Below are 22,336 nucleotides of genomic sequence, written 5' to 3'. Positions count from 1 at the left end.
ATCAGGCATCACAGAGTTTCTAACTTTAGAAACTTATTATTTTGGTCAGTTGTGAGTCTAAAACGACCTCTAACGCCTAATTGACTAAGAAATGGTCTAAATTTTGATGCATCTAGTTGCACTCTTAAACCATTGTCAGTAATGACTTGTACCGAACTAGCGGCACCGGCATAGTGTGAAAGAAATGTTTGATAAGAGATGTTGAGAGAGAAGTAATACTGGTTCATGAGAATGGATTATTGTCAGAACAAAAAACTAGGGTGATCTTAACGACCACCCTATTCTTTTGTCGATTATTCGTCTAGTGCTTTAGTCACTTTTTCGAATAGGTCTTTCGCTAAATTGTCCATCGCTTTAAGCTTTTCAAGCTCTGCACGGATAAGCGCTTGACGGCCTTCATCGTATTTACGGAACTTCAATAGAGGATCGATCATACGAGACGCCACTTGTGGGTTGGTATCGTTCAACTGACGAAGGATCTCACCAGCAAACTGGTAGCCAGAGCCTGATTTATCATGGAAGCGCACTGGGTTTGCGTTTAAGAAAGAACCAATTAAGCTACGCGTACGGTTCGGGTTCTTCAAGCTAAATGCTTCGTGGCTCATGGTTTCTTTCACTTTCTCAAGTGCGTTTTCAACTGGGTTGCTGCCCTGAAGAACAAACCATTTGTCCATAACCAGACCATCGTGTTTCCACTTGTCGCTGTAATCCGCCATTAGCGCTTCACGACATTCAAGTTGCGCATTGTTCGCAGCACTCATTGCCGCGATCGTATCGGTCATGTTGTTTGATGATTCATACTGCGCTTTTGCTAGCTCGTTACCCTTTTCAGTGTAAGCCAAGAACTGCAAGCACTGGTTGCGTAGAGCGCGTTTGCCAATCGCTGCATGGTCAATGCTGTACTCCGCTTGGTTCAATGCGTGGTAAGTGGCACTAAGTTCATCTTCTAGTTCTTCAGAAAGTGACACTGTAATGCTATTCAGTACCGTATCTACCGCATCAATATCAATCTGCTTGTACCAGCCAGTGATTTCGTTAATTGAAGGTAAAGACAGAACTTGTGCGATAAACGCTGGCTCAAGATTCGCATCAAGTAACACGCCACGGAATGCATCGATTAAGTCTTCTGATAGCTTAACCTCACCACCCGCGTGAACGTTAGTTACGTTTTGACGAATGTACTTCGCTAGCAGCATTTGACTTGCATCCCAACGAGCAAAATCGTTTGTTGCGTGCTTCATCAAGAAGAACAGTTCATCATCGCTGTAATCGTATTCCAATTTAACCGGTGCAGAGAACTCACGAAGCAATGATGGCACTGGTTGTTCTGCGACGTTTTCGAATACGAAAGTCTGTTTGTCTTGCTTCACGTCCAGCACGTTGTGTACTGATTCACCGTTGATAACCAGTGGAATCACGTCACCGTTTTGCGCGTATAGCTCAATATCGAATGGAATATGTAGCGATTGTTTTTCTGATTGGTCGTGCGTTGCTTCAGTAAATTGCTCAACCGTTAGTGCGTAAGTTTTTGCTTCCGCATTGAATTCACTGTTTACACGAAGTGTTGGCGTGCCAGACTGGCTGTACCATAAACGGAATTGCTTAAGGTCAACGCCCGTTGCGTCTTCCATTGCAGAAACGAAATCTTCACACGTTGCTGCAGTACCATCATGACGGTCGAAGTACAGTTTCATGCCTTTTTGGAAACCTTCTTCGCCAAGTAGCGTATGATACATGCGGATCACTTCGCTACCCTTTTCGTACACGGTTAGCGTGTAGAAGTTATTCATTTCAATAACTTTATCCGGACGAATTGGATGCGACATTGGGCTTGAATCTTCCGCGAATTGAGGACCGCGGATAATGCGAACGTTGTCGATGCGGTTTACTGCACGTGAACCAAGATCAGATGAGAACTCTTGATCGCGGAACACCGTTAGGCCTTCTTTCAAACTCAGTTGGAACCAGTCACGACAAGTAACGCGGTTACCCGTCCAGTTATGGAAGTATTCGTGACCGATTACAGCCTCAATACCAAGGTATTCACGGTCAGTCGCGGTTTTTTCATTCGCAAGGACAAACTTCGAGTTGAAGATGTTTAGACCTTTGTTCTCCATCGCGCCCATGTTGAAGAAATCAACGGCCACGATCATGTAAATATCTAGGTCGTATTCAAGACCAAAGCGGTCTTCATCCCACTTCATTGAGTTGATAAGTGAAGTCATCGCATGACCAGCGCGATCTAGGTTGCCTTTGTCGACAAAGATTTCTAGGTCTACTTCACGACCTGATGTGGTTGTGTATTTGTCACGTAGTACATCAAAATCACCGGCTACCAACGCAAACAAGTAAGCTGGTTTTGGGTGTGGGTCTTGCCATTGAACCCAATGACGACCGTTTTCTGCTTCGCCTTCTGCAACGCGGTTACCGTTGCTAAGTAGGAACGGATAAACAGCTTTGTCTGCAATCACTTTTGTTGTGTATTTCGCAAGAACATCTGGACGGTCTAGGTAGTAAGTAATACGACGGAAGCCTTCTGCTTCACACTGCGTACAAAACGCACCACCTGATTTGTAAAGACCTTCAAGTGCCGAGTTTGCTTCCGGGTCGATCTTAGTAACGATTTCTAAATCAAATTCCGCAGGCAAATCACTAAGCACTAAAGAGGCTTCTTTTACTTCATGATGAGCCCAATCTTCACCATTTACTTTTACGGAGCGAAGCTCTAGCCCTTCACCGTCTAATTCTAAAGTTGTTGATTCACCCTTTTGAACTACTTTTGATACTGCGGTCACGATAGTGTCGTTGTCGTAAAGATCAAACGTTAAATCGATATCAATAATCGCATGCGAAGGCGCTTGATAGTCTTTGCGATATTTTGCTTGGGGAGCTTGAGACATGTCCATAAATCCTTGTATATAGAACCACAAAAATACCAGGACCGGAGGCTCAAACACCTCACACTGGTATCACGATATAAGCTATTTGTAGGGGTTGTGGTATCAGAATACAAGTCTTTCTATAAAAAAACGGAGCTTTTAGTGGCTTAGCTCCGCTTTCTGTTTAACATTTAATCAACATCAGAATATTTCACTATTAATAAACCAGCGTGAAATAATGGAAATGAATCATTTAGGGTGTGACTCGATTGAGTACCGCGTACATCTCTCCACTAGAATCCTCAATAGTAAGCTCGTTTTGGTTCAGCTTATAGCGCGTGCCATGCTCACCGTTTTCGTACAAAAGGACTAGGTGTTCACCCTCGGTATAAAAGACACCCTGTTTCACTGATTCTTCTCCAGATTCATTAGCGACACGGAACATAAAGACAAAATCAGGCTGGAGGATAAGGTCCATTTGGTTGATGTTGTTCGCCAACATACCATCTCCTGCAACATGAGAACTTGACCAAATACCAGCTAGTGCGTTGGAGAGTCCTTTGGTAAAAGTCACACCGTTTAGGTCAAGCGTGTTGTGGTTGTTTTGATAGGCGTAGATTTGCGGTTCATCTGTGTTTAACCCAAGAACAATGGTGTCCTCATTAGCGTTGTATAGTCCTTCCCAATGATCGATAGAATAGTCTTTCTTTTGGATATCTATTGAGAAAGTATAATTAGAACCAAGTGTCAGTTTGATTGCGCGAAAATTCTCCGCTGAATCCTCAGGGTTTGGGTTCATTAAGTACCAATCCCCTATGAGAAAAGGAGTATCAAAGTGACTGAGTTCGTCTTCTTTGTTGGTTTCCGCACTAGAAACGCTAAAGCAGCAAAAGCTAAGTAAAATAATGAACCATTTCATAACGGTATCCTTATCGTTTTCTTTTAGCTTAGGCTTTAGATCTCACTTTCGCGAAATATTTGATCTACATCACGTAAATTGTTAAAGAAAATTAAGCGCAGAATTAACTTATTTGCAGTGAATACCCCTAGCGAAAAGCGCATAAAAAAAGAGCGAATCACTATGACTCGCTCTTAAACAACAGAATTGCTAGTTGTTATGACTAAATTTTTAGCCTTTCAACATATCAACCATGACCGCTACTGATTCGTCCAGGTATACGTCTGGTGCTTCGTAGTCTTTCGGCACGTCATCCAAAGTCTTAAATGGTTTTTTGCCCATTGCAACTTGGCGTTCGTTGATGCGCTTCAAACGTAATGCTTCTGCTTCATCAGATTCTTCTTCACGAACTTTTTCGTTAAGAGACAATAAGTTATCATCCTTCTCTTTACGATACTTTTCGATATCTTCATTGATAAAACGGAACTCCATTTCATCAGCGATACGTTTGTTGTGAAGTTCTGTTAGTTTGGTAACCAAAGCGTCATTACTTGGGAACATCTGATATTTCGCTTTATCAATGCTGTCCCATGGTAGTGCATTGTCCTCAACACTCTCTCCAGTTTCACTTGGTTCCACAGGCGTTGGATAAGCAATATCTGGAGCGACACCACGGTTCTGAGTACTTCCGCCATCAATACGGTAGAACTTTTGAATCGTGTACTGAACATACCCGAGTTCTTTATCGAAAAGATCATAAATATGATTCAATGAACGATGTTGCTGAACCGTCCCTTTACCGAATGAGTTTTCACCCAAAATCACGGCACGATCGTAATCTTGCAGTGCTGCGGCAAAGATCTCAGAAGCAGAGGCACTATAACGGTTAATCAATACCGTCAGTGGTCCATCATAGCTGACTTGACCATCAGTATCCGCGTTAACTTTGATGCGACCATAACTATCACGAACTTGAACAACAGGGCCTTCTTTGATGAATAGACCAGTCAGTGCCGTTGCTTCGGTTAGAGCACCGCCGCCGTTGTTACGCAAATCGACGATAATGCCATCAACGTTTTTCGTTTTGAGTTCAGAAATCAGTTTATCTGTGTCTTTCGAGAGACCAACATAGAAACTTGGTACCTCTAGTACACCAATTTTCTTACCGTCTTTCTCTATTATTTCAGATTTGACTGCCCTGTCTTCTAAACGAACTTTGTCACGCACAATAGTGACAACGTAACTCTTAGCTTCTTTACCATCCGGCAAGATTTCTAGGTTAACTTTAGTCCCCTTAGGGCCTTTAATTAACTGAACAACGTCATCTAAACGCCAACCAATTACGTCAACAACATCTTCACCATCTTGCCCAACACCGATGATGCGGTCACCCTCACCTAACTGCTTACTTTTAGATGCCGGACCACCTGCAACAAGTGAACGAATCACTGTGTAGTCATCCGTCATTTGGAGCACCGCACCAATACCTTCAAGAGAGAGGTTCATCTCAGATTGAAATTGTTCAGCGTTGCGAGGTGATAAGTAGCTAGTATGCGGGTCTACTTCTCGAGCGAATGCATTCATGTACAGCTGGAAGGCATCTTCGTTACGAGTCTGAGTGATTCGCTTCATTGCGTTATTGTAACGCTTCTCTAAAACCTCTTTAATTTCTGGCCAGTCTTTACCAGTCAGTTTTAGGTTTAGAGCGTCGTACTTAACGCGTTTACGCCAAAGCTCATTTAACTCTGCTTCGTCTTTAGGCCAAGTCGCTTCAGAACGATCCAGTTCAATAAAGTCTTCAGTATCGAATTTGATTTCTTTATCAAGCAGAGTTAACGCATAGGCAAAACGTTCGAAACGTTTTTGCATCGAAAGGTTATAAACATCAAATGCAATCTTGTTGTTACCAGCTTTTAGCTGATCATCAAGACTGATCGACCAATCTTTAAAAGAATCAATGTCCGCTTGAGTAAAAATATTTCTATTGTAATCAAGCATTTCTACGTAGCGTTCAAAGATCGCTTTAGAGAAATCATCATTCAGATTGAAGTGCTTATAATGAGAGCGGGTAAATCGAGAAGTTACTCGTTTGCTGGCTGTTTCATGCTGAACTTCAGGAGCAAGAACCGGCAAGTCATCTTTGTTTAGTTTGGCTTCGAGAGCCTGAGCTGATGCTGCTAGCCAGAAGCTAGCAGCAATCAGTGTCACTTTTGAACGGCAATTCATGCGTAGGAGTATCTCCCTTATGCGCGCAAGTGCTCCGCTTTCACAACCATTTGCAGGCCGTTAGCAAGTTGAACACGTACATCTTCCTTATTGACTTCAACAATGGTCGCTGCCATGTTTCCTTTACCCATGTTCACGTTTACTGCGTTGCCGATTGTGATTTCATCAGCGTTTAGCGCGCGTGTTTCAACAGGCTTACTTTCTTTTTGTACTTTTGGTTTGTTAGTACGACGAGGCTGTTGTGGCTTTTTAGCCGCAGGTTTCGCTTTCGCCTTACCCTCTTCACGAGCTTTTTGTGCTTGTTCTTTACGACGAGCCTGAACTTTCGCTTTGCTTTCAGCTAGTGTTGCTTTTGCGTGTTCTACGTGTTCTTCCTCTAGCTCACCACATGGGTTGCCATCTAGATCAACACGTACTGCACCTGGTTTTACACCGTGTAGGTAACGCCATGATGAAGTGTACTGTCTTAACGCTGCACGAAGCTGAGTTTTGCTTACTTTTTCGTCTTCATTTAGACGTTCCGCAAGATCTTGAAAAATACCAATTTTCAGAGGCTTTGCTTCACCTTCTAAAGTAAAGCACTTAGGGAAACATTCAGCAATGTATGCGATAACTTCTTTGCTGTTTTTTAACTTTTCAGTCATGAGGGTTCCTGGTTTGAGCGGATTTCCGCGAAGCATTAAGAAAAAATATTCTCGTATTATAGTGACATGCCAAGGAAAAACCACACTAGAGGACGAATTTATGCGTCGTTAGCGTGCGAATTAAGCAGCTTTTCTACTTCTGACATAAAATGAGTGAGTCCTTCTTCGTCTGTTTCATCGAATCGGCCGATATTTGGGCTATCAATATCCAATACGCCAGCCACTTCTCCATTGATAGTAAAAGGAATAACAATTTCCGAATTACTCGCAGCATCACAGGCAATGTGACCTTCAAACTCATGAACGTCGTATACTCTTTGTACGGTATTAGTTTGAGCAGCTGTACCACAAACACCACGCCCCATTGGGATACGAACGCAAGCAGGTTTGCCTTGAAATGGCCCAAGTACCAGTTCATTTCCTTTTTTAAGGTAAAAACCCGCCCAGTTGAGCTCGTCAAGCTCCATAAATAGTAGTGAGCTGATGTTGGCAAGGTTCGCGACGTAGTCTTTTTCTGACTCGATCAGCGCTACGGCTTGTTTGGTAAGTCTTTGGTATTGTTCTATGTTCATATTAACTTCCTACTTTTTATTTAGGCTTCCATTCTTACAGTATGGCGCTACAATGCAGCCCTACTTTTTAATAGGACTTATTCTCAATTACAATGAATCCGAAAAACGACACTATTAGCCGTTCTTGGTTGATAACACAAGTCAAAAAGCACAAGTCCAAGTTGATTGTGGCGAACTTGATTGCTGTTCTTGCAACCTTGATTAGTGTTCCAATCCCTCTTCTTATGCCTTTAATGGTGGATGAAGTCTTATTGGACAAACCGGCATCAGGCCTTGCGGCAATGAATGCAGTCTTACCTGAAACGTGGCATACACCTACGGGATATATTTTCTTTACTCTCTTTTTGGTTGTGCTCATGCGGGCAGGCAGCCAAGCGTTCAATATTCTTCAGAGCCGACAATTTACTTTAGTCTCCAAAACCATCACGTTTGAAATGCGAAGTAAAATGATCGACAAACTCGGTCGCATCAGTATTCGACAATACGAGACAAAAGGCAGCGGTGGCATCAATGCTCACCTTATCACCGACATTGAGACTATTGATAAATTCATTGGTTCTACGTTAGCTAAATTTGTTATCAGTTTTCTAACGGTGATTGGTACCGCCATTGTCCTTCTATGGCTCGACTGGCGTCTCGGCCTCTTTATTCTTTTGGTTAACCCTATCGTTATCTACTTCTCTCGCAAACTGGGGAGCATGGTTAAACACCTAAAACGTAAGGAAAACCATTCATTCGAAATCTTCCAGAATCGATTAGTCGAAACGCTAGATGGTATCTATCAATTACGCGCAGCAAACAAAGAACGAGAATTTCTACAGCAATTGAAGAACAACGCTGACCAAGTTCGTATTGATGCGGACAAGTATGCATGGCAATCCGAAGCCGCGGGTCGAGTTTCTTTCCTCTTATTTTTAATTGGCTTTGAGCTGTTCCGTGCTGTTGCGATGTTAATGGTGATGTTCAGTGACCTCACCATTGGTCAAATCTTCGCAGTATTCGGTTACCTTTGGTTTATGCTCTCTCCAGTCCAAGAACTACTGGGCATCCAATTCTCTTGGTATAGCGCAAAAGCCGCACTAAAACGCATTAACGACCTATTAGAATTGGAAGAAGAACATAGACCTGTCTCTAAGGTAAATCCTTTCAAAGAAAATAAAGAAGTTGATGTAAAAATCGAACATGTTGATTTTTCATACAATAATGAAAACAAAGTGTTGGACGATCTCTCGTTACACATCCCAGCTGGTAAGAAAGTAGCCTTGGTCGGTGCAAGTGGTGGTGGTAAATCGACGCTGATTCAGCTGTTGATTGGCGTATACAGACAAAACGCAGGTTCAATCCGTTTTAATGATGAACTGACAGACGACATTAGCTTTGAAGTGATACGCGACAGAATTGCCGTGGTTTTACAACAACCTATACTATTTAATGACTCGTTGAGGCATAATCTGACCCTCGGTGGGGATTTTGACGAAATATCATTGTGGCGCGCTCTAGAAGTTGCGCAGTTGCAAGATGTAATTTCTCAACTAAACCACGGTTTGGATACGCAAATCGGACGCAATGGTATTCGCCTATCTGGGGGCCAACGTCAACGTTTAGCTATTGCACGAATGGTGTTGAGTAATCCACAATTTGTTATCCTAGATGAAGCAACGTCTGCATTGGATACCGCAACTGAAGCGGCTCTTCATAAGGCGTTAACTGAATTCTTACGTGGTAGAACGACACTAATCGTCGCGCACCGCTTATCTGCCGTTAAGCAAGCTGATTTGATTTATGTGCTTGAGGACGGAAGAGTGACGCAAACAGGAACCCATGGTGAGCTTGTTGAGCAAGAAGGCTTATATCAAACCCTATACGGGGGCATTCAGTCCCACGCTTAAACCATTCTTAGTGGAGAGGTCGTTGTGACCTCTCTGTCTAAACATGCGTCGCAACCCAATAATGTTCGCTTATGCCAAGGTTGCGAGTTACCTGTCGATATTGTCGATTTACCTAATCGAAGAAATGCGCACTGCCCACGCTGCGGTACTGAGTTGTATCGAGGTGGCAGTCCAAGCTTGTCTGGTAATCTTGCTATCGCGGTTACCTGCATTCTCCTGTTCATCCCTTCACATTTTTTTAATTTCATCAGCATTCGTCTGTTCGGTGTAATGATACCGGCAACACTGCCATCTGGGATGATTACGCTGTTTCAAGAAGGCTTTGTCCTTCTTTCTATCTTAATTCTGTTTTGCAGCTCCCTCGCCCCACTGATCGTATGCAGCTCTGTCGTAACCGCACATTGGTCATTACACAAGCGTTGGTTTAAAGGACTTAGGGTTTCACTGTGGCTAATCCAACACCTTAAACATTGGGTCATGCTGGATGTATTTTTGGTCAGTATCGCAATCTCCTGTTTCAAGCTTCAGGACTACTCTGACATTTTCGTCGGACCAGGATTAATCGGCCTCGTACTACTGCAAATCTTCACTGTTTTGTTGATTTCTCGTATTAGCGTCCGTCGCTACTGGGAGTCATGGCAGTCTGAGACGAGCTATGACTTTAAACACAAGGACGTACATTGTCACGAGTGTCACCTTTCTCAACCAGAAAGTGATAAATGCCGCCGTTGTAATCATGCGCTTTACCATCGTAAGCCAAATTCAATCCAAAAAACTTGGGCTTACCTAATCGCAGCAACCATTGCTATTTTTCCGGCGAACCTAATCCCTATCTCTATCTTGCTTACGAACGGCAAACGTTTAGAAGATACGATATTTTCGGGCGTTGCTGGTTTAGTCAAAAATGGGATGTACGGTATCGCAGTGATCATTTTTGTTGCCAGTATTGTCGTACCTGTGGCAAAAATCCTTGGTCTCACCTACATCTTGCTATGTATAAAATTTAAACGTTCGGTGTTTCGAAGACAGCGAATGATGGTTTACTTTGCAGTAAAGTGGATCGGTAAATGGTCCGTGATGGATTTGTTTGTTATCTCTATCATGATGACATTGGTCGATCGTGGACAAATTCTCGATTTCACACCAGGCTACGGTGCGGTAGCGTTTGGTGTAGTTGTCGTTCTTACAATGCTCGCCGCGGAGAGCATTGATCCAAGGCTTATCTGGGACCAAGCCCCAAAACAATCAGAAAAAGAGTCAATTAATGAGTGATCAGAACAGTTCTCAAACGTCATACGAGCCAGAGATAAAGAGGAGTAAAGGCATTTCTCCCCTTTGGCTCCTGCCGATCTTGACGATGATTTTAGCCGGTTGGCTCGTCGTTAAGTCCATTCATGACGCTGGACAGCGGGTACAAATCCACTTCTCTGATGCAGCCGGTTTAATTGCTGGCCGTACGACGATTCGCTATCAAGGCTTGGAAGTGGGTATGGTACGCGACATCAACTTGTCTGAGGATTTAGGCAGCATTTATGTCGATGCAGACATTTACCCAGAAGCAACCAAATTGCTTAATGAGAAAACACGCTTTTGGCTCGTTAAACCGACCGCAAGTTTAACTGGTGTATCTGGGTTAGATGCTCTTGTCTCCGGTAACTATATTTCTATCCAACCGGGTGACAGTAAAGAGTTTGAAACGTCGTTCCACGCACTTGATTCCGCACCGACTGATCTTCGTGTCACTCAAGGGCTCAATATCAAACTAAAAAGTCGTGACTTAGGCGGCGTTTCCATTGGTTCTCAGATTGTTTATAAAAAAATCCCTATTGGTGAAGTTTACAGCTACCAATTAAACGAAGATGCGAAATCCATTACGATCCAAGCCAACATTCAGGATCAATACCGACACATCATCAACAACCGCAGTCGTTTTTGGAATGTGAGTGGTATTGGTGCAAGCATCGGTTTTGAAGGCGTTGATGTCCGCCTAGAAAGCATGAGCGCCCTACTTGGTGGTGCGATCGCGGTCGACTCACCAGACGATGGTGAGCCAGTCGAAGATTATAAAGAATTTCGTTTATATAAAGACCTTAAAACCGCAGGCCGTGGTATCGCAATCAAAATTGCCCTTCCAGATGACAACAAAATCAGCGCTGAAGGTGCTCCGATCATGTATCGTGGGATTGAAGTCGGCCAAGTCACGGATTTAAACCTATCTGAAGGTCGTGAGGTCATTCTTGCTTCTGCTGCAATCCAACCCGCATTCAGTGACATGCTTACCTCTGGTACACGTTTTGTTCTTGAAGAAGCAAAAGTATCACTTTCTGGTGTCGAAAATATCGCTAACCTTGTTCGTGGCAATTTCTTAACCATCGTTCCAGGTGAAGGTGAACGTGCACGTCAGTTTACTGCTATTCGTAAAAACGTCTTTAATCAGCAGCAGGAGAAATCGATCGCGATTCGCCTTGTTTCGGATAACTCATTCGGCTTAGATAGCGGTGCAAACGTCCTCTACAAAGGCATTGTTGTGGGTTCAATCATTAAAGTAGGGCTACTCGATGAAGAGAAAGCTCAGCAAGCGAATCATGAAGTTTTCATGGATGTGTTGATTGATCAAGAATACAAACACCTCATCAAATCCAACAACCGCTTCTATGTAACAGGCAGTGCATCGGCCGAGCTCACCGAATCGGGCCTCAGTGTGACGGTCCCACCGGCCAAACAACTGTTAGCAGGTTCAATCAGCTTTGTTAGCCAAGGCGCGGAAAAGATTCAAAAAGAGTACCAACTATTCCAAAGTGAATCTTTAGCTGAATTAGCGCAATACAACCAGAGTGGTTCGAAAACGCTTAACTTATTTGCTTCTGAGTTGCCTCCGATTTCGAAAGGCAGTCCTCTGCTCTACCGAAATCTGCCCGTGGGCAGCGTGTCTGATTTCAATTTAGTCGATGGTGGCGTCATCGTAAAAGCCACGATTGAAAACCGCTACGCACATCTGATTACGGCTCAAACCGTATTTTGGAATCGCTCAGGCGTTGAGGTCGACGCTTCACTTGCTGGAATCACCGTTAAGGCACACCCGCTTAAATCCTTAATTAAAGGCGGTATCGCGTTCGATTCAATTCCAGGTATTGAGAACAAAATTGGCCAACGCTGGAAGCTCTATCAAGATCAAAAGCAAGCGCGTAAGTTTGGACGTGTCATCGCTTTGGAAACAGACGGTTCTCAGGAAGTAAGCAAAGGGATGCCAATAAAATACCAAGGTGTCAAAGTCGGTGAAGTCACTTTAGTGGTCCCTAACTTCCGCCGAGAAATGGTTGAAGTGACTGCCCGTATTTTGCCTGAATATGTGAAAGATATTGCCGTTACCGGGTCACACTTTTGGCTAACTGAACCAGAAATTGGCTTAGGCGGTGTTAAAAACCTAGGCGCATTAGTGTCTAAATCCATTAGCGTGGAACCGGGCCAAGGTGCAGCAGCATTCAAATTTGATCTAGAGAAAGGTAATGCGCGCTCACAAGGGATACGTTTTACCTTACAAAGTGAACAGCGTGGCTCAGTACAGATTGGCACCCCTATCCTATACCGTCAAATGGAAGTTGGTCAGGTAACGGATGTGCATTTAGGAGAATTCGCTGATCGTGTGATTACCCAGATTGAAATTCAGCCAGAATATGCCTACCTAGTTCGTCAGAACAGTGTATTCTGGAACGTGTCTGGCGTTGATGTTTCGATTGGTTTAGGTGGAGCAAACATTAAAGCAGGTACAATTGATAGCCTTGTACGTGGTGGTATCGCTTTCTCAACACCAGAGCAATCTCAAATTCCACCAGCAGCAAAAAAAGGTCACTCTTTCTACTTGTACCCTCAAGCTGAAGAGAGTTGGTTGGAATGGCGCACAGCGATCCCCAAACCATGATTCATAGATAACCAAGATAGACTAAAGAGCAGCAATCGCTGCTCTTTTTATTACCGTAGCCTTTGTGGCTATTCGTTTCTAACCCAGTTTCGTATATCATTTGCAGCAAATTCTGCAATCGAGATTCCACTTTGCATCCTAATGTTTACATCCCAGAAGCATTTCTGGAAAAAATCAAAACTATTCTTCCTGCTCACCTCAACATGGATGACTTCGTAGCGTCGTGCCAAAAGCCGTTGCGCAAGAGTATTCGCGTTAATACGTTGAAAGTCAGCGTAGAGGCGTTTTTAGAGCGAGCAAAGGCAAAAGGTTGGAAGTTATCTCCTGTACCCTGGTGTGAGACTGGTTTTTGGATCGAAGCAGATGAATCGCTCGTACCATTAGGCAATACCGCAGAACACATGTCTGGGTTGTTTTATATTCAAGAAGCCAGCTCAATGATGCCGGTATCCGCCTTATTCATGAATGACGAATCGTATGACGCAGTGCTCGATACCGCTGCGGCTCCGGGCTCTAAAACAACTCAAATAGCTGCCTTAATGAACAATGAAGGCGTTTTGGTCGCGAATGAATACGCGGCAAGTCGTGTAAAAGTGCTACACGCAAACATCGAACGTTGTGGTGTGCGTAACGCAGCATTAAGTAACTTCGACGGTCGTGTGTTTGGTGGCTGGCTACCAGAACAATTTGATGCCGTTCTGTTAGACGCACCATGTTCCGGTGAAGGTACAGTGCGTAAAGATGAAGACGCAATGAAGAACTGGACGCAAACATCAGTCATTGAAATTGCAGACACTCAAAAAGATTTGATCGAAAGTGCGTTCCACGCTCTTAAACCCGGCGGCGTGATGGTTTATTCAACCTGCACGTTGAGCACGGAAGAAAACCAACAAGTTTGCCATCATCTTAAAGAAACATTTGGTGACGCGGTTGAATTCGAGAGCTTAAAAGATCTGTTTAATAATGCCGAGGCGGCGTTGACTGAAGAAGGCTTCTTACACATCTTCCCTCAAGTGTATGACTGTGAGGGTTTCTTTGTTGCACGTATACGTAAGCTTGCTGCCGTAGAAGCACCAAAAGTCAAAAAACGCATGGGTAAATTCCCATTTGTTAAAGCGTCTAACAAAGAATCCACTGATATCGCTAACCAGCTTCAAAGCGCAATGGAAATCAAGTTACCTGAAGACAGTACGGTTTGGATTCGTGATAAAGATGTGTGGCTTTTCCCAGACGCACTAGAGCCGATGATTGGCGAACTGCGTTTCTCTCGCATGGGTATCAAGATTGCCGAAGCGCATAAGAATGGCTACCGTTGGCAACATCAAGTAGCAACGGCGCTGGCGACAGGTTTAGAGAAAAATGCGATTGAGCTTACGATCGACGAAGCTCGTGAATGGTATATGGGCCGAGACGTTCGCCCTCAAAACATTCCAGCTGAGATGAAAACCGGCAAAGGCGAAGTATTAGTGAAGTACGAAGGCGCGATCATTGGCCTTGGTAAATGGGTAAGTAACCGCATTAAAAACGGCCTTCCACGAGAATTAGTGCGAGATAAGAACTTATTTTAGTAGCAAAGTGAAATGCTATAAACAAATGAAAAGCCATCGTATTTACGATGGCTTTTTGGTTCTAAGGCATGATTGGAACTGGGTTCACTAGCGATTCGAGTCCCCTGTACTAAACTGAAGATATCAAAGCATCGCTTTGAAACGGCATTTCTCTCTATGTTCACCAACAAGATGTGTTGGTCAAAAGTTTAGCGCAGGCTCTATGAAAGGAGCCGTTTCCCCTAGGCCCAAAATAAGGACGAGTTTGGGCCATTTTTTTGACTGCTATTTTCGTCCAAATCGAGTTTGAACTTGATGAACCTCCGCCACCAGCAACTTAAAGCTCTATTCAGCGAGACGAATACCGTCTTTTTCAATCACGAGCTTACCTTGCTTGTACAAACCGCCGATGGTTTTTTTGAACGTGCCTTTACTTGTACGGAAAGCTGCAAAAATCGCTTCTGGCGTAGATTTATCGTTTAGAGGTAGGAAACCACCCTTCTTCTCTAAAAGCTCTAGGATTTTACTCGAAAGATCATCCATTTTCGCCACGCCTACTTTTTGTAGCGCAAGGTCGATTTTGCCGTCTTCGCGAATTTGCTTAATGTAGCCTTTCAACTTTTTACCAATAAACAGCTTACCGAACACATCCGATGGGAAGATCATTCCCCAATGCTCGCCGTTCACAATCGCTTTATAACCAAGTTGGCTACGTTCTGCGATGATTAGGTTAACTTCTTCGTTCACTTCATAGTTTGCTGGCGTTTTATCCAGCCACTTATTGAACTTAGTTGTACCGACAATACGACCAGATGCTTTATCTGTGTACACGTAAACCAGAATGTTTTGACCAGCGGTAAAGCGCGCACGTTGCTCACTAAACGGGATAAGAAGATCTTTTTCTTTGATGCCCCAATTTACGAAAGCACCAGTGCTACTGACACCTTCGACTTGCATTAGGCCCCACTCGCCAACCTGAGCAATGGGTTTATCAATGGTCGCAGCTAGCTGACTTTCTGAATCAAAGTAAAGAAATACGTCAATATGATCGCCTACATTCGTACCTTCTGGTACATATTTATTAGGCAGCATGACTGAACCGTAATCATCACCATCCAAAAATACGCCAAAATCAGCCGTTTTAGTGACTTCTAAGCTGTTAATTTGACCAATTTTAATCATTGAATTTGTCTCTTTTTAAATTTACTGGGAATTATACCCAAACTGACAAGAAAATCAGAGAGAAATACCATCCTCTCTGCTATGCTGTCGTCGTTCAACTACTTATCCTAGTCGACCTTAAGTTATTGTGCTTAATGGACGCTTATGGGTATAGGATGCTTTAGCAAAATCAGGAGCCTTCCTTGGTCACCGTCGACAAACAGGATTCGATAACCTTAAAAATTAGCCACGCATTGGCAAAGAGCAAAACGCTTGATCTTGATATCTATATTTTTGTGCCTGGTGAATTAGGTTTAAACTCCGACATCATCAGCGAGTCTGAGTTCTATTACACTTCCATCACGCAAAAACGTTCTTACTACAGTACAGAAGTGCTACTCCCTCTCGTGCATAGCCGCTTGGCCAAACGAGGGCGCCTATCTAATCGACAGTATCGCGTAAGTTTGAGTTTGTTTGCGTATCAATACGTCACAGCTCTGGATAAGGCCGTTGCAGCATTGAATAAGCATGACAACGACAGTGTTACCGCAGAAGAAGTGGATGAAGTCATCGAATTGACTATCGACATTCTTAAGCGTTTGAGACGTTCCATTCCTTATGAAGAAAATCTCAAGCGTTATTACGTGAACATTGATAACTACTTGTCTTGGTACACTGAGCAAAAATTTTTGTCTCTTGTCGCGCACCTTCCTCGCGAAGGCGATTACAGCACAATTAAAGATCGTCTGATTACTTTATGTGAGAAAGAGCAAGCCCACCGTAAACTCAACAACTATAACTCGCCGAGTGTCGTTGAAGATGTAACTCGTTTGTCGAATAAAATGCGTTTGCTGAGACGTTTGATTGAGCACCCTATCGTTTTAAGCGAAAAAACGATGTCGATGGGAAACAACATCAAGCGTGCGATTAAAGGCATAGCCACGGGCTTGGTGATGGTCGTGGTCACAAGTACCGTTATTCTTGCCCGAGATTACTTAGGAGAGATTTCTGCATCTTTTATCATTGCGATGTCGTTTATCTATGCTCTACGTGAAATCTTTAAAGATGACCTACGCGACGCGATGTGGCGTTGGATCCGCAAAGGCAAACCGAAGTGGCGTAAGAAGTACATGGACCCGACAACAAAGAAAGTGGTGGGTCGAAAATTGGAATGGTTGGACTATCGTTCCCTTTCGAGCTTGCCTGATCGCATTCAGAAAATTCGTAAGAAACGCGTCGTGCAGCGTGAAGAACAAATTCTTCATTACCATGCAAAAACTGAGATGGCGACGTCGTTATTTTTGAGTGGCTATGAACAAACTCGTGAAACGCTAAACATCAGTTTACGCCCAATTATCCGTTTGATGGACAAAAGCTCTAACCGCGTATATCGCCTGAACGAAGGGCAAGTGAGTAAAGAGTCTGTAGAGAAGCGACACTTGGTCAACGTGATTGTGAAAGAAGACAACCACACTGACGAGCCTGTCTTCTATCGTTGGAAAGTCGTGTTAAACCGTTCGAAAATCGTGTCTATTGAGAAAATAGAATTGAATTAAACTAACGTCAGTCACCATTCTTAAGTTAAGCAGCCTGCTTTTGGGCTGCTTTTTTGATGGAGAGCGTTAAAGAGAACTCGGCCATTGGTTCATCACCATTAATCTTTGGACACAATGCGGTGATCTTCACATCTCGATTAACGCGTTCACCGGTTTCTAGCGTGATTTTGAGCATTTCATCAATCACAGGGCCATCATGACAGACAAAGTGTACGTCACCCTCAGGACGTTTTAAGAATTCAGCACTTACTCCTTTAAACGCGAGTGAAATCTTCTCTCCTTGCTCTTGTGCTTTACTCATAGCAAGAAAGCCACCAGCAACATCTGCCCCAACAGCCAATGCGCCAAAATACATACTATTAAGATGATTCTTGGTTCTTCTCTTGAGCGGGATTCTTACTTCGACATGCTGATCATCAATCGCAAGGATCTTCGGTCGACATAGCCAAATTAAAGGCACTTTTGAAAAGCCAAACAGATTGAGGTAAAGGTTTGCACGACGAACCGCTGAAAACATTTTTAAACTCCCTTTAAACTAGTCTGACCAGTCAATCAACAAACTTCAAAGATGTCAAAGAAATGTTAACGAGAAATCGATCTTGGTTAAAAAACAAATCGTTTGCGCATTTTCGCGTGACATGGTCACAATATATGAAACTCCCAACCTACAACGCTTTGCTTACGATTTGGCACAATTATTCTGTTAGCAAATAGAAAAAACGGTTATAAATTCAAACAACTATGTATTGATATCCAGAGCATGTTTTGTCATTTATATATAAGCAACACCAATGAATACCAACAGCAGTACATACAATTCGGTATTTACTAGATAAGAATCCCGTGAAACGGTTTATTCCTAACTATAATTCCGTTATCTTTACCGCTTCGCAATAGAGAATAAAGCTATAACATGCCTATAAAAACAGATGAATTGAGAACCCAACCTTTGGGTCCAATGCCGACACCCGCAGAGCTAGGTAGTGTACATCCAATCACTGATGATGTAGCTGACCGTATCGCTCAATCTCGTCGACAAATTGAAAAGATTTTAACTGGTGAGGATGACCGTATCCTTGCTATCGTTGGCCCATGTTCAGTGCATGACACTGAAGCGGCAATTGACTACGCGACGCGTCTTAGCGAAATTCAAGATCAGTACAAAGACGAACTGTTCATCGTTATGCGTACATACTTTGAAAAGCCGCGTACAGTAGTTGGTTGGAAAGGTTTGATTACTGACCCTAACCTAGATGGTTCTTATGCGCTTGAAGCCGGTCTTCACAAAGCGCGTAAACTGCTACTGGATATCAACAAGCTTGGTCTTGCGACTGCTACTGAGTTTCTTGATATGATTACAGGCCAGTACATTGCTGATTTGATCACATGGGGCGCAATTGGTGCTCGTACGACTGAATCGCAAATTCACCGTGAAATGGCGTCTGCCCTATCTTGCCCAGTTGGCTTCAAGAACGGTACTAACGGCAACGTGAAAATTGCCATCGATGCGATTCGTGCGTCTAAAGCATCACATTACTTCTACTCCCCAGACAAGAATGGGCGTATGACGGTGTACCGCACTAGCGGCAACCCTTACGGTCACATTATTCTTCGTGGTGGTGAGAAAGGCCCTAACTTTGACGAAGCTTCTGTTAAGCAAGCTTGTGACGCGCTAGCAGAGTTCGATTTGCCGCAGCGTTTGATCGTCGATTTCAGTCACGCAAACTGCCAAAAACAACACCGTAAACAAATCGATGTTGCTCAAGACATTTGCGACCAAATTAAGTCAGGCAGCACACGTATTGCTGGTATTATGGCAGAGAGCTTCATTATTGAAGGCAATCAACCAATGACTGATATTAACAACCTAACTTACGGTCAATCGATCACTGACCCATGTCTAGGTTGGGATGATACTGTAACCATGCTAGATATGCTGGCAGCCGCAGTTAAATCCAGTAAGTAATTTCCCTATAACAAGATAATCAAGGAATCTTCATGCCATCGTTTGATATTGTTTCAGAAATCGATACCGTCGAACTACGTAACGCGGTTGATAACGCTAACCGTGAACTGTCTACTCGTTTCGATTTCCGCAATGTGAATGCGAGCTTTGAGCTAGTAGAAGAAAATGTAAAAGTGTCAGCAGAAGGCGAGTTTCAGCTTAAGCAAATGCGTGACATTCTGCGTAGCCACTTGGCTAAACGCAACATTGATGCAAATGCTATGGACGCAAAAAATCCAGAAGCAACAGGTAAAAACTGGCACCAAAACGTTGCTTTCCGCCAAGGCATTGATACACCAACCGCAAAGAAAGTGGTTAAGCTAATCAAAGACGCAAAGCTTAAAGTTCAAGCTTCTATCCAAGGCGACAAAGTTCGCGTAACAGGTAAGAAGCGCGATGATCTCCAAGCGACGATTGCAGCGATCCGTGAAGCAGATATGGGTATCCCATTTCAGTACAACAACTTCCGTGATTAATTCGGTTCCTCAATTAACACCTGTCGATTGAGGAAACCGAGAATTGAAAACGCCGACGAGTTATTCGTCGGCGTTTTTTATGTCCGTAAACTATATGCAAAATAATCAGATAACTAGGTCTTGCCCTTGCAATAAAGAGAATTCACTCGTCCCTGAAGGTACAAACACGCACACACGTAAGTTTTCTTTTCTCGCTTTAGTCAACATATCAGAAAGTTCGGTGGCACTTCTAAAAGGTTCACGTTCAGCATCCCTTCTTACCAACTCCATGACGTCCACTTCGCACATCGTCGAATACAAGGCAAGTTCGGCTTGCTGCATGTAACGGACTGCTTTGATAGGCAGCATTTCGACATCTTGCCCAACTTGAATCCAGGTACAGCTTCCCTCCTCGTCCAAAGGTTTTGCCATGGTTTGTTGATAAATGATTTCCAATTCGCGATTATCGCGAGCGTTCTCTACTTCTGGATGAGAGAAATAACTTTCCCAAAATTTCCTGCGTAAGTCGACGCTCGGTAGTGCCTCTTTAATCGAATTGCGTTTGGAGTTAGCGAACTCCGCCATCAATCCCATATTTTGCGGAAGAATAGCTTCAAGCTTTTCACGAATATTTCGAATCAAAACAGGAGACGCGCCACCACTTGAAATGGCAATTTGAATGCGGCCACGATTAATCATTGAAGGCGTAATAAAATCACAGTACGGCTTGTCATCAACAACGTTAACTAATATGCCAAGCTCTTTAGCGTCTTTGTAAACCTGATGGTTTAACTCTGGATTATCCGTGGTTGCCCAAACTTGAATGAACGATTTCGTGACAATGTCACTAGAATAAAAACGTTGAATCCATCGCACTTGTTGCTCTTGCGCAAGCTTATCAAGAAAGTAGACAAGGCTTGGGGAGACAATCGTAACGTCCGCGCCAGCTTTAAGTAGGGCTTCTACTTTACGGCTTGCTACTTCACCACCGCCTACAACCAGCACGGGTTTATCTACTAAATCTAAGAACAGAGGAAAATATCGCATTTCAATCCATGATTACTTCAAATAACTGTCGAAATTCATGCTACCAAAAACAGGGCAACCTGTTCACCTAGTTTCGATGTCACAAATAATTTTTGTTCAAATTTTCGGCTTACTCAGCCCGCCTCTACTAATGATACTTTTAATAACAAATTATTATCCTTTTGTTTTTGACACTCTTTTAGTGATTGTTCTGATGCACTAATTTGACAACCAGTTGCACTATTTACAAACATTTAACATTTCGCCATTCTAAATCGCAAGGTTCTTTGTAAGTTCTCTCCAAAACTCTTTTTAAATTATATATTTGAGAATTAGCAGATCCTTACCTACGCTTATAACTGGTTGATTTGTCGATTACCGTTTCATTGAAAATCAACCAGATAGGACGATAACACAAATAAATTGGACACGTTGTATCAGGTCGCTCCTGATTAAACATGGATCATACAGGAAGGATACAAATGGCAAATAAACTCACAGTTCTTGCTTCCGTCGTAGCGGCTTCTACTGCCATGATGACGACATCAGCGCAAGCAGCAGACACGACTCTGGACAAAGTCACAAAACAAGGTTTTATCACTTGTGGCGTAAGTACCGGTCTACCTGGTTTCTCAAACCCTAACTCTAAAGGTGAATGGGAAGGTATCGACGTAGAATATTGCCAAGCACTGGCCGCAGCCGTTCTTGGGGATAAAACGAAAGTTAAATATGTACCCCTAACCGCGAAAGAACGTTTCACAGCTTTACAATCGGGTGAAATCGATGTGCTTTCACGTAACACCACCTGGACACTTCATCGCGACACTGCTCTTGGTTTGAACTTCGTAGGCGTTAACTACTACGATGGTCAAGGCTTTATGGTGAAGAAAGATCTAGGTATCTCTAGTGCAAAAGAACTTGATGGCGCTTCTGTATGTGTGCAATCAGGTACAACCACAGAGCTTAACCTAGCTGATTACTTCCGTAACCAAGGTATGGCTTACAAGCCAGTGGTATTTGATACCGCCGCGCAAACCTCTAAAGGTTTTGATGCTGGTCGATGTGATGTTCTTACTACTGACCAATCTGGCCTTTATGCCCTTCGCTTAAACCTTAAAGACCCTTCTTCAGCAACCGTACTTCCAGAAATCATTTCAAAAGAACCACTAGGTCCTGTTGTTCGTCAAGGTGATGATCAATGGTTCAACATCGCTAAATGGACGCTATTTGCAATGGTGAATGCGGAAGAATATGGCATCAGTTCTAAGAACGCCGATGAAATGTTGAAATCTAAAGATCCAAACATCAAACGCATTCTTGGTGTTGACGGCCCTAAAGGTAAAGGTCTAGGTATCCGTGACGATTGGGGTTACCAAGTTATCAAGCAAGTCGGTAACTATGGTGAGAGCTTTGAGCGTACGGTAGGTACTGGTTCGCCTCTTAAGATTTCTCGCGGCGTAAATGCGCTGTGGAATGCAGGCGGCTTTATGTACGCACCACCTATCCGATAGAAACGAGTTAAATAAGGGCGGTGCATGCCGCCCTTTTTCTTGGCTGAA

General features: G+C 43.4%; 17 protein-coding genes. 8 read left to right on the top strand and 9 right to left on the bottom strand.

All coding sequences use genetic code 11. From position 1 onward, the window contains the following. Window positions 1-8: 8 nt before the first annotated feature. The 6 genes from ITG12_RS02860 to ITG12_RS02835 all read right to left on the bottom strand — a co-directional run bounded on the left by ITG12_RS02860 (window position 9) and on the right by ITG12_RS02835 (window position 7,219). Window positions 9-227 (bottom strand): DUF2835 domain-containing protein, encoded by a 219-nt coding sequence (locus ITG12_RS02860; protein ID WP_080774401.1) that lies wholly within the window; start codon window positions 225-227, stop codon window positions 9-11. 66 nt (window positions 228-293) lie between these two features. Continuing rightward, on the bottom strand, window positions 294-2,900 hold the full coding sequence (gene pepN, locus ITG12_RS02855) for an aminopeptidase N (RefSeq protein ID WP_038881977.1): 2,607 nt from the start codon (window positions 2,898-2,900) through the stop codon (window positions 294-296). 232 nt (window positions 2,901-3,132) lie between these two features. Next, window positions 3,133-3,798: a hypothetical protein gene (locus ITG12_RS02850; RefSeq protein WP_038872985.1), complete on the bottom strand. Its 666-nt coding sequence runs from the start codon at window positions 3,796-3,798 to the stop codon at window positions 3,133-3,135. 210 nt (window positions 3,799-4,008) lie between these two features. Beyond that, the gene (gene prc / locus ITG12_RS02845; protein ID WP_038872987.1) at window positions 4,009-6,003 is read right to left on the bottom strand and encodes a carboxy terminal-processing peptidase; all 1,995 of its coding nucleotides are present in this window, start codon (window positions 6,001-6,003) and stop codon (window positions 4,009-4,011) included. A gap of 17 nt (window positions 6,004-6,020) precedes the next feature. Beyond that, complete coding sequence (gene proQ / locus ITG12_RS02840) at window positions 6,021-6,647, bottom strand: RNA chaperone ProQ (protein ID WP_038872990.1); 627 nt, start codon at window positions 6,645-6,647, stop codon at window positions 6,021-6,023. 98 nt (window positions 6,648-6,745) lie between these two features. Beyond that, window positions 6,746-7,219 (bottom strand): GAF domain-containing protein, encoded by a 474-nt coding sequence (locus ITG12_RS02835; protein ID WP_038881975.1) that lies wholly within the window; start codon window positions 7,217-7,219, stop codon window positions 6,746-6,748. 92 nt (window positions 7,220-7,311) lie between these two features. Here ITG12_RS02835 and ITG12_RS02830 point away from each other — a divergent pair, with 92 nt between their 5' ends. The 4 genes from ITG12_RS02830 to rsmF all read left to right on the top strand — a co-directional run bounded on the left by ITG12_RS02830 (window position 7,312) and on the right by rsmF (window position 14,595). Beyond that, entirely contained in the window at window positions 7,312-9,108 is a 1,797-nt protein-coding gene (locus tag ITG12_RS02830) for an ABC transporter ATP-binding protein (RefSeq protein ID WP_038881974.1), read from the top strand. A gap of 24 nt (window positions 9,109-9,132) precedes the next feature. Further along, the gene (locus ITG12_RS02825; protein ID WP_038881973.1) at window positions 9,133-10,380 is read left to right on the top strand and encodes a paraquat-inducible protein A; all 1,248 of its coding nucleotides are present in this window, start codon (window positions 9,133-9,135) and stop codon (window positions 10,378-10,380) included. After that, the gene (locus ITG12_RS02820) at window positions 10,373-13,027 is read left to right on the top strand and encodes an MlaD family protein (RefSeq protein ID WP_038881970.1); all 2,655 of its coding nucleotides are present in this window, start codon (window positions 10,373-10,375) and stop codon (window positions 13,025-13,027) included. The genes ITG12_RS02825 and ITG12_RS02820 overlap by 8 nt, the downstream gene beginning before the upstream one ends. Window positions 13,028-13,158: 131 nt before the next feature. Continuing rightward, entirely contained in the window at window positions 13,159-14,595 is a 1,437-nt protein-coding gene (rsmF, locus tag ITG12_RS02815) for a 16S rRNA (cytosine(1407)-C(5))-methyltransferase RsmF (RefSeq protein WP_038873005.1), read from the top strand. 324 nt (window positions 14,596-14,919) lie between these two features. Here the strand turns inward: rsmF and ITG12_RS02810 are convergent, their stop codons facing one another. Continuing rightward, a complete protein-coding gene (locus ITG12_RS02810; RefSeq protein WP_038873007.1) occupies window positions 14,920-15,756 on the bottom strand; it encodes a S1-like domain-containing RNA-binding protein in 837 nt (278 codons plus the stop codon). A 182-nt stretch (window positions 15,757-15,938) separates the two neighbouring features. On the opposite strand from ITG12_RS02810, the gene ITG12_RS02805 reads away from it, so the two are divergent. Further along, window positions 15,939-17,291 (top strand): hypothetical protein, encoded by a 1,353-nt coding sequence (locus ITG12_RS02805; RefSeq protein ID WP_038881969.1) that lies wholly within the window; start codon window positions 15,939-15,941, stop codon window positions 17,289-17,291. 25 nt (window positions 17,292-17,316) lie between these two features. Here the strand turns inward: ITG12_RS02805 and ITG12_RS02800 are convergent, their stop codons facing one another. Beyond that, a complete protein-coding gene (locus ITG12_RS02800; protein ID WP_038873013.1) occupies window positions 17,317-17,808 on the bottom strand; it encodes a DUF4442 domain-containing protein in 492 nt (163 codons plus the stop codon). Window positions 17,809-18,204: 396 nt separating this feature from the next. Between ITG12_RS02800 and ITG12_RS02795 the strand changes: the two genes are divergently transcribed. Next, window positions 18,205-19,257, top strand: coding sequence for a 3-deoxy-7-phosphoheptulonate synthase (locus tag ITG12_RS02795; RefSeq protein ID WP_038873016.1), 1,053 nt, complete (start codon window positions 18,205-18,207; stop codon window positions 19,255-19,257). 32 nt (window positions 19,258-19,289) lie between these two features. Beyond that, the gene (locus tag ITG12_RS02790) at window positions 19,290-19,772 is read left to right on the top strand and encodes a YajQ family cyclic di-GMP-binding protein (protein WP_038873018.1); all 483 of its coding nucleotides are present in this window, start codon (window positions 19,290-19,292) and stop codon (window positions 19,770-19,772) included. Between the two features lie 105 nt (window positions 19,773-19,877). Here the strand turns inward: ITG12_RS02790 and ITG12_RS02785 are convergent, their stop codons facing one another. Beyond that, a complete protein-coding gene (locus ITG12_RS02785) occupies window positions 19,878-20,798 on the bottom strand; it encodes an NAD(P)-dependent oxidoreductase (protein WP_038881967.1) in 921 nt (306 codons plus the stop codon). A gap of 461 nt (window positions 20,799-21,259) precedes the next feature. On the opposite strand from ITG12_RS02785, the gene ITG12_RS02780 reads away from it, so the two are divergent. Beyond that, a complete protein-coding gene (locus tag ITG12_RS02780; protein WP_038881965.1) occupies window positions 21,260-22,288 on the top strand; it encodes an amino acid ABC transporter substrate-binding protein in 1,029 nt (342 codons plus the stop codon). Window positions 22,289-22,336 lie beyond the last annotated feature (48 nt).

Source organism: Vibrio sp. ED002, from assembly GCF_023277445.1.
GTDB classification, from domain to species: Bacteria; Pseudomonadota; Gammaproteobacteria; order Enterobacterales; family Vibrionaceae; genus Vibrio; species Vibrio jasicida.
Note: the sequence above shows the minus strand (reverse complement) of the source record. Positions and strands in the feature narration are given on the sequence as shown.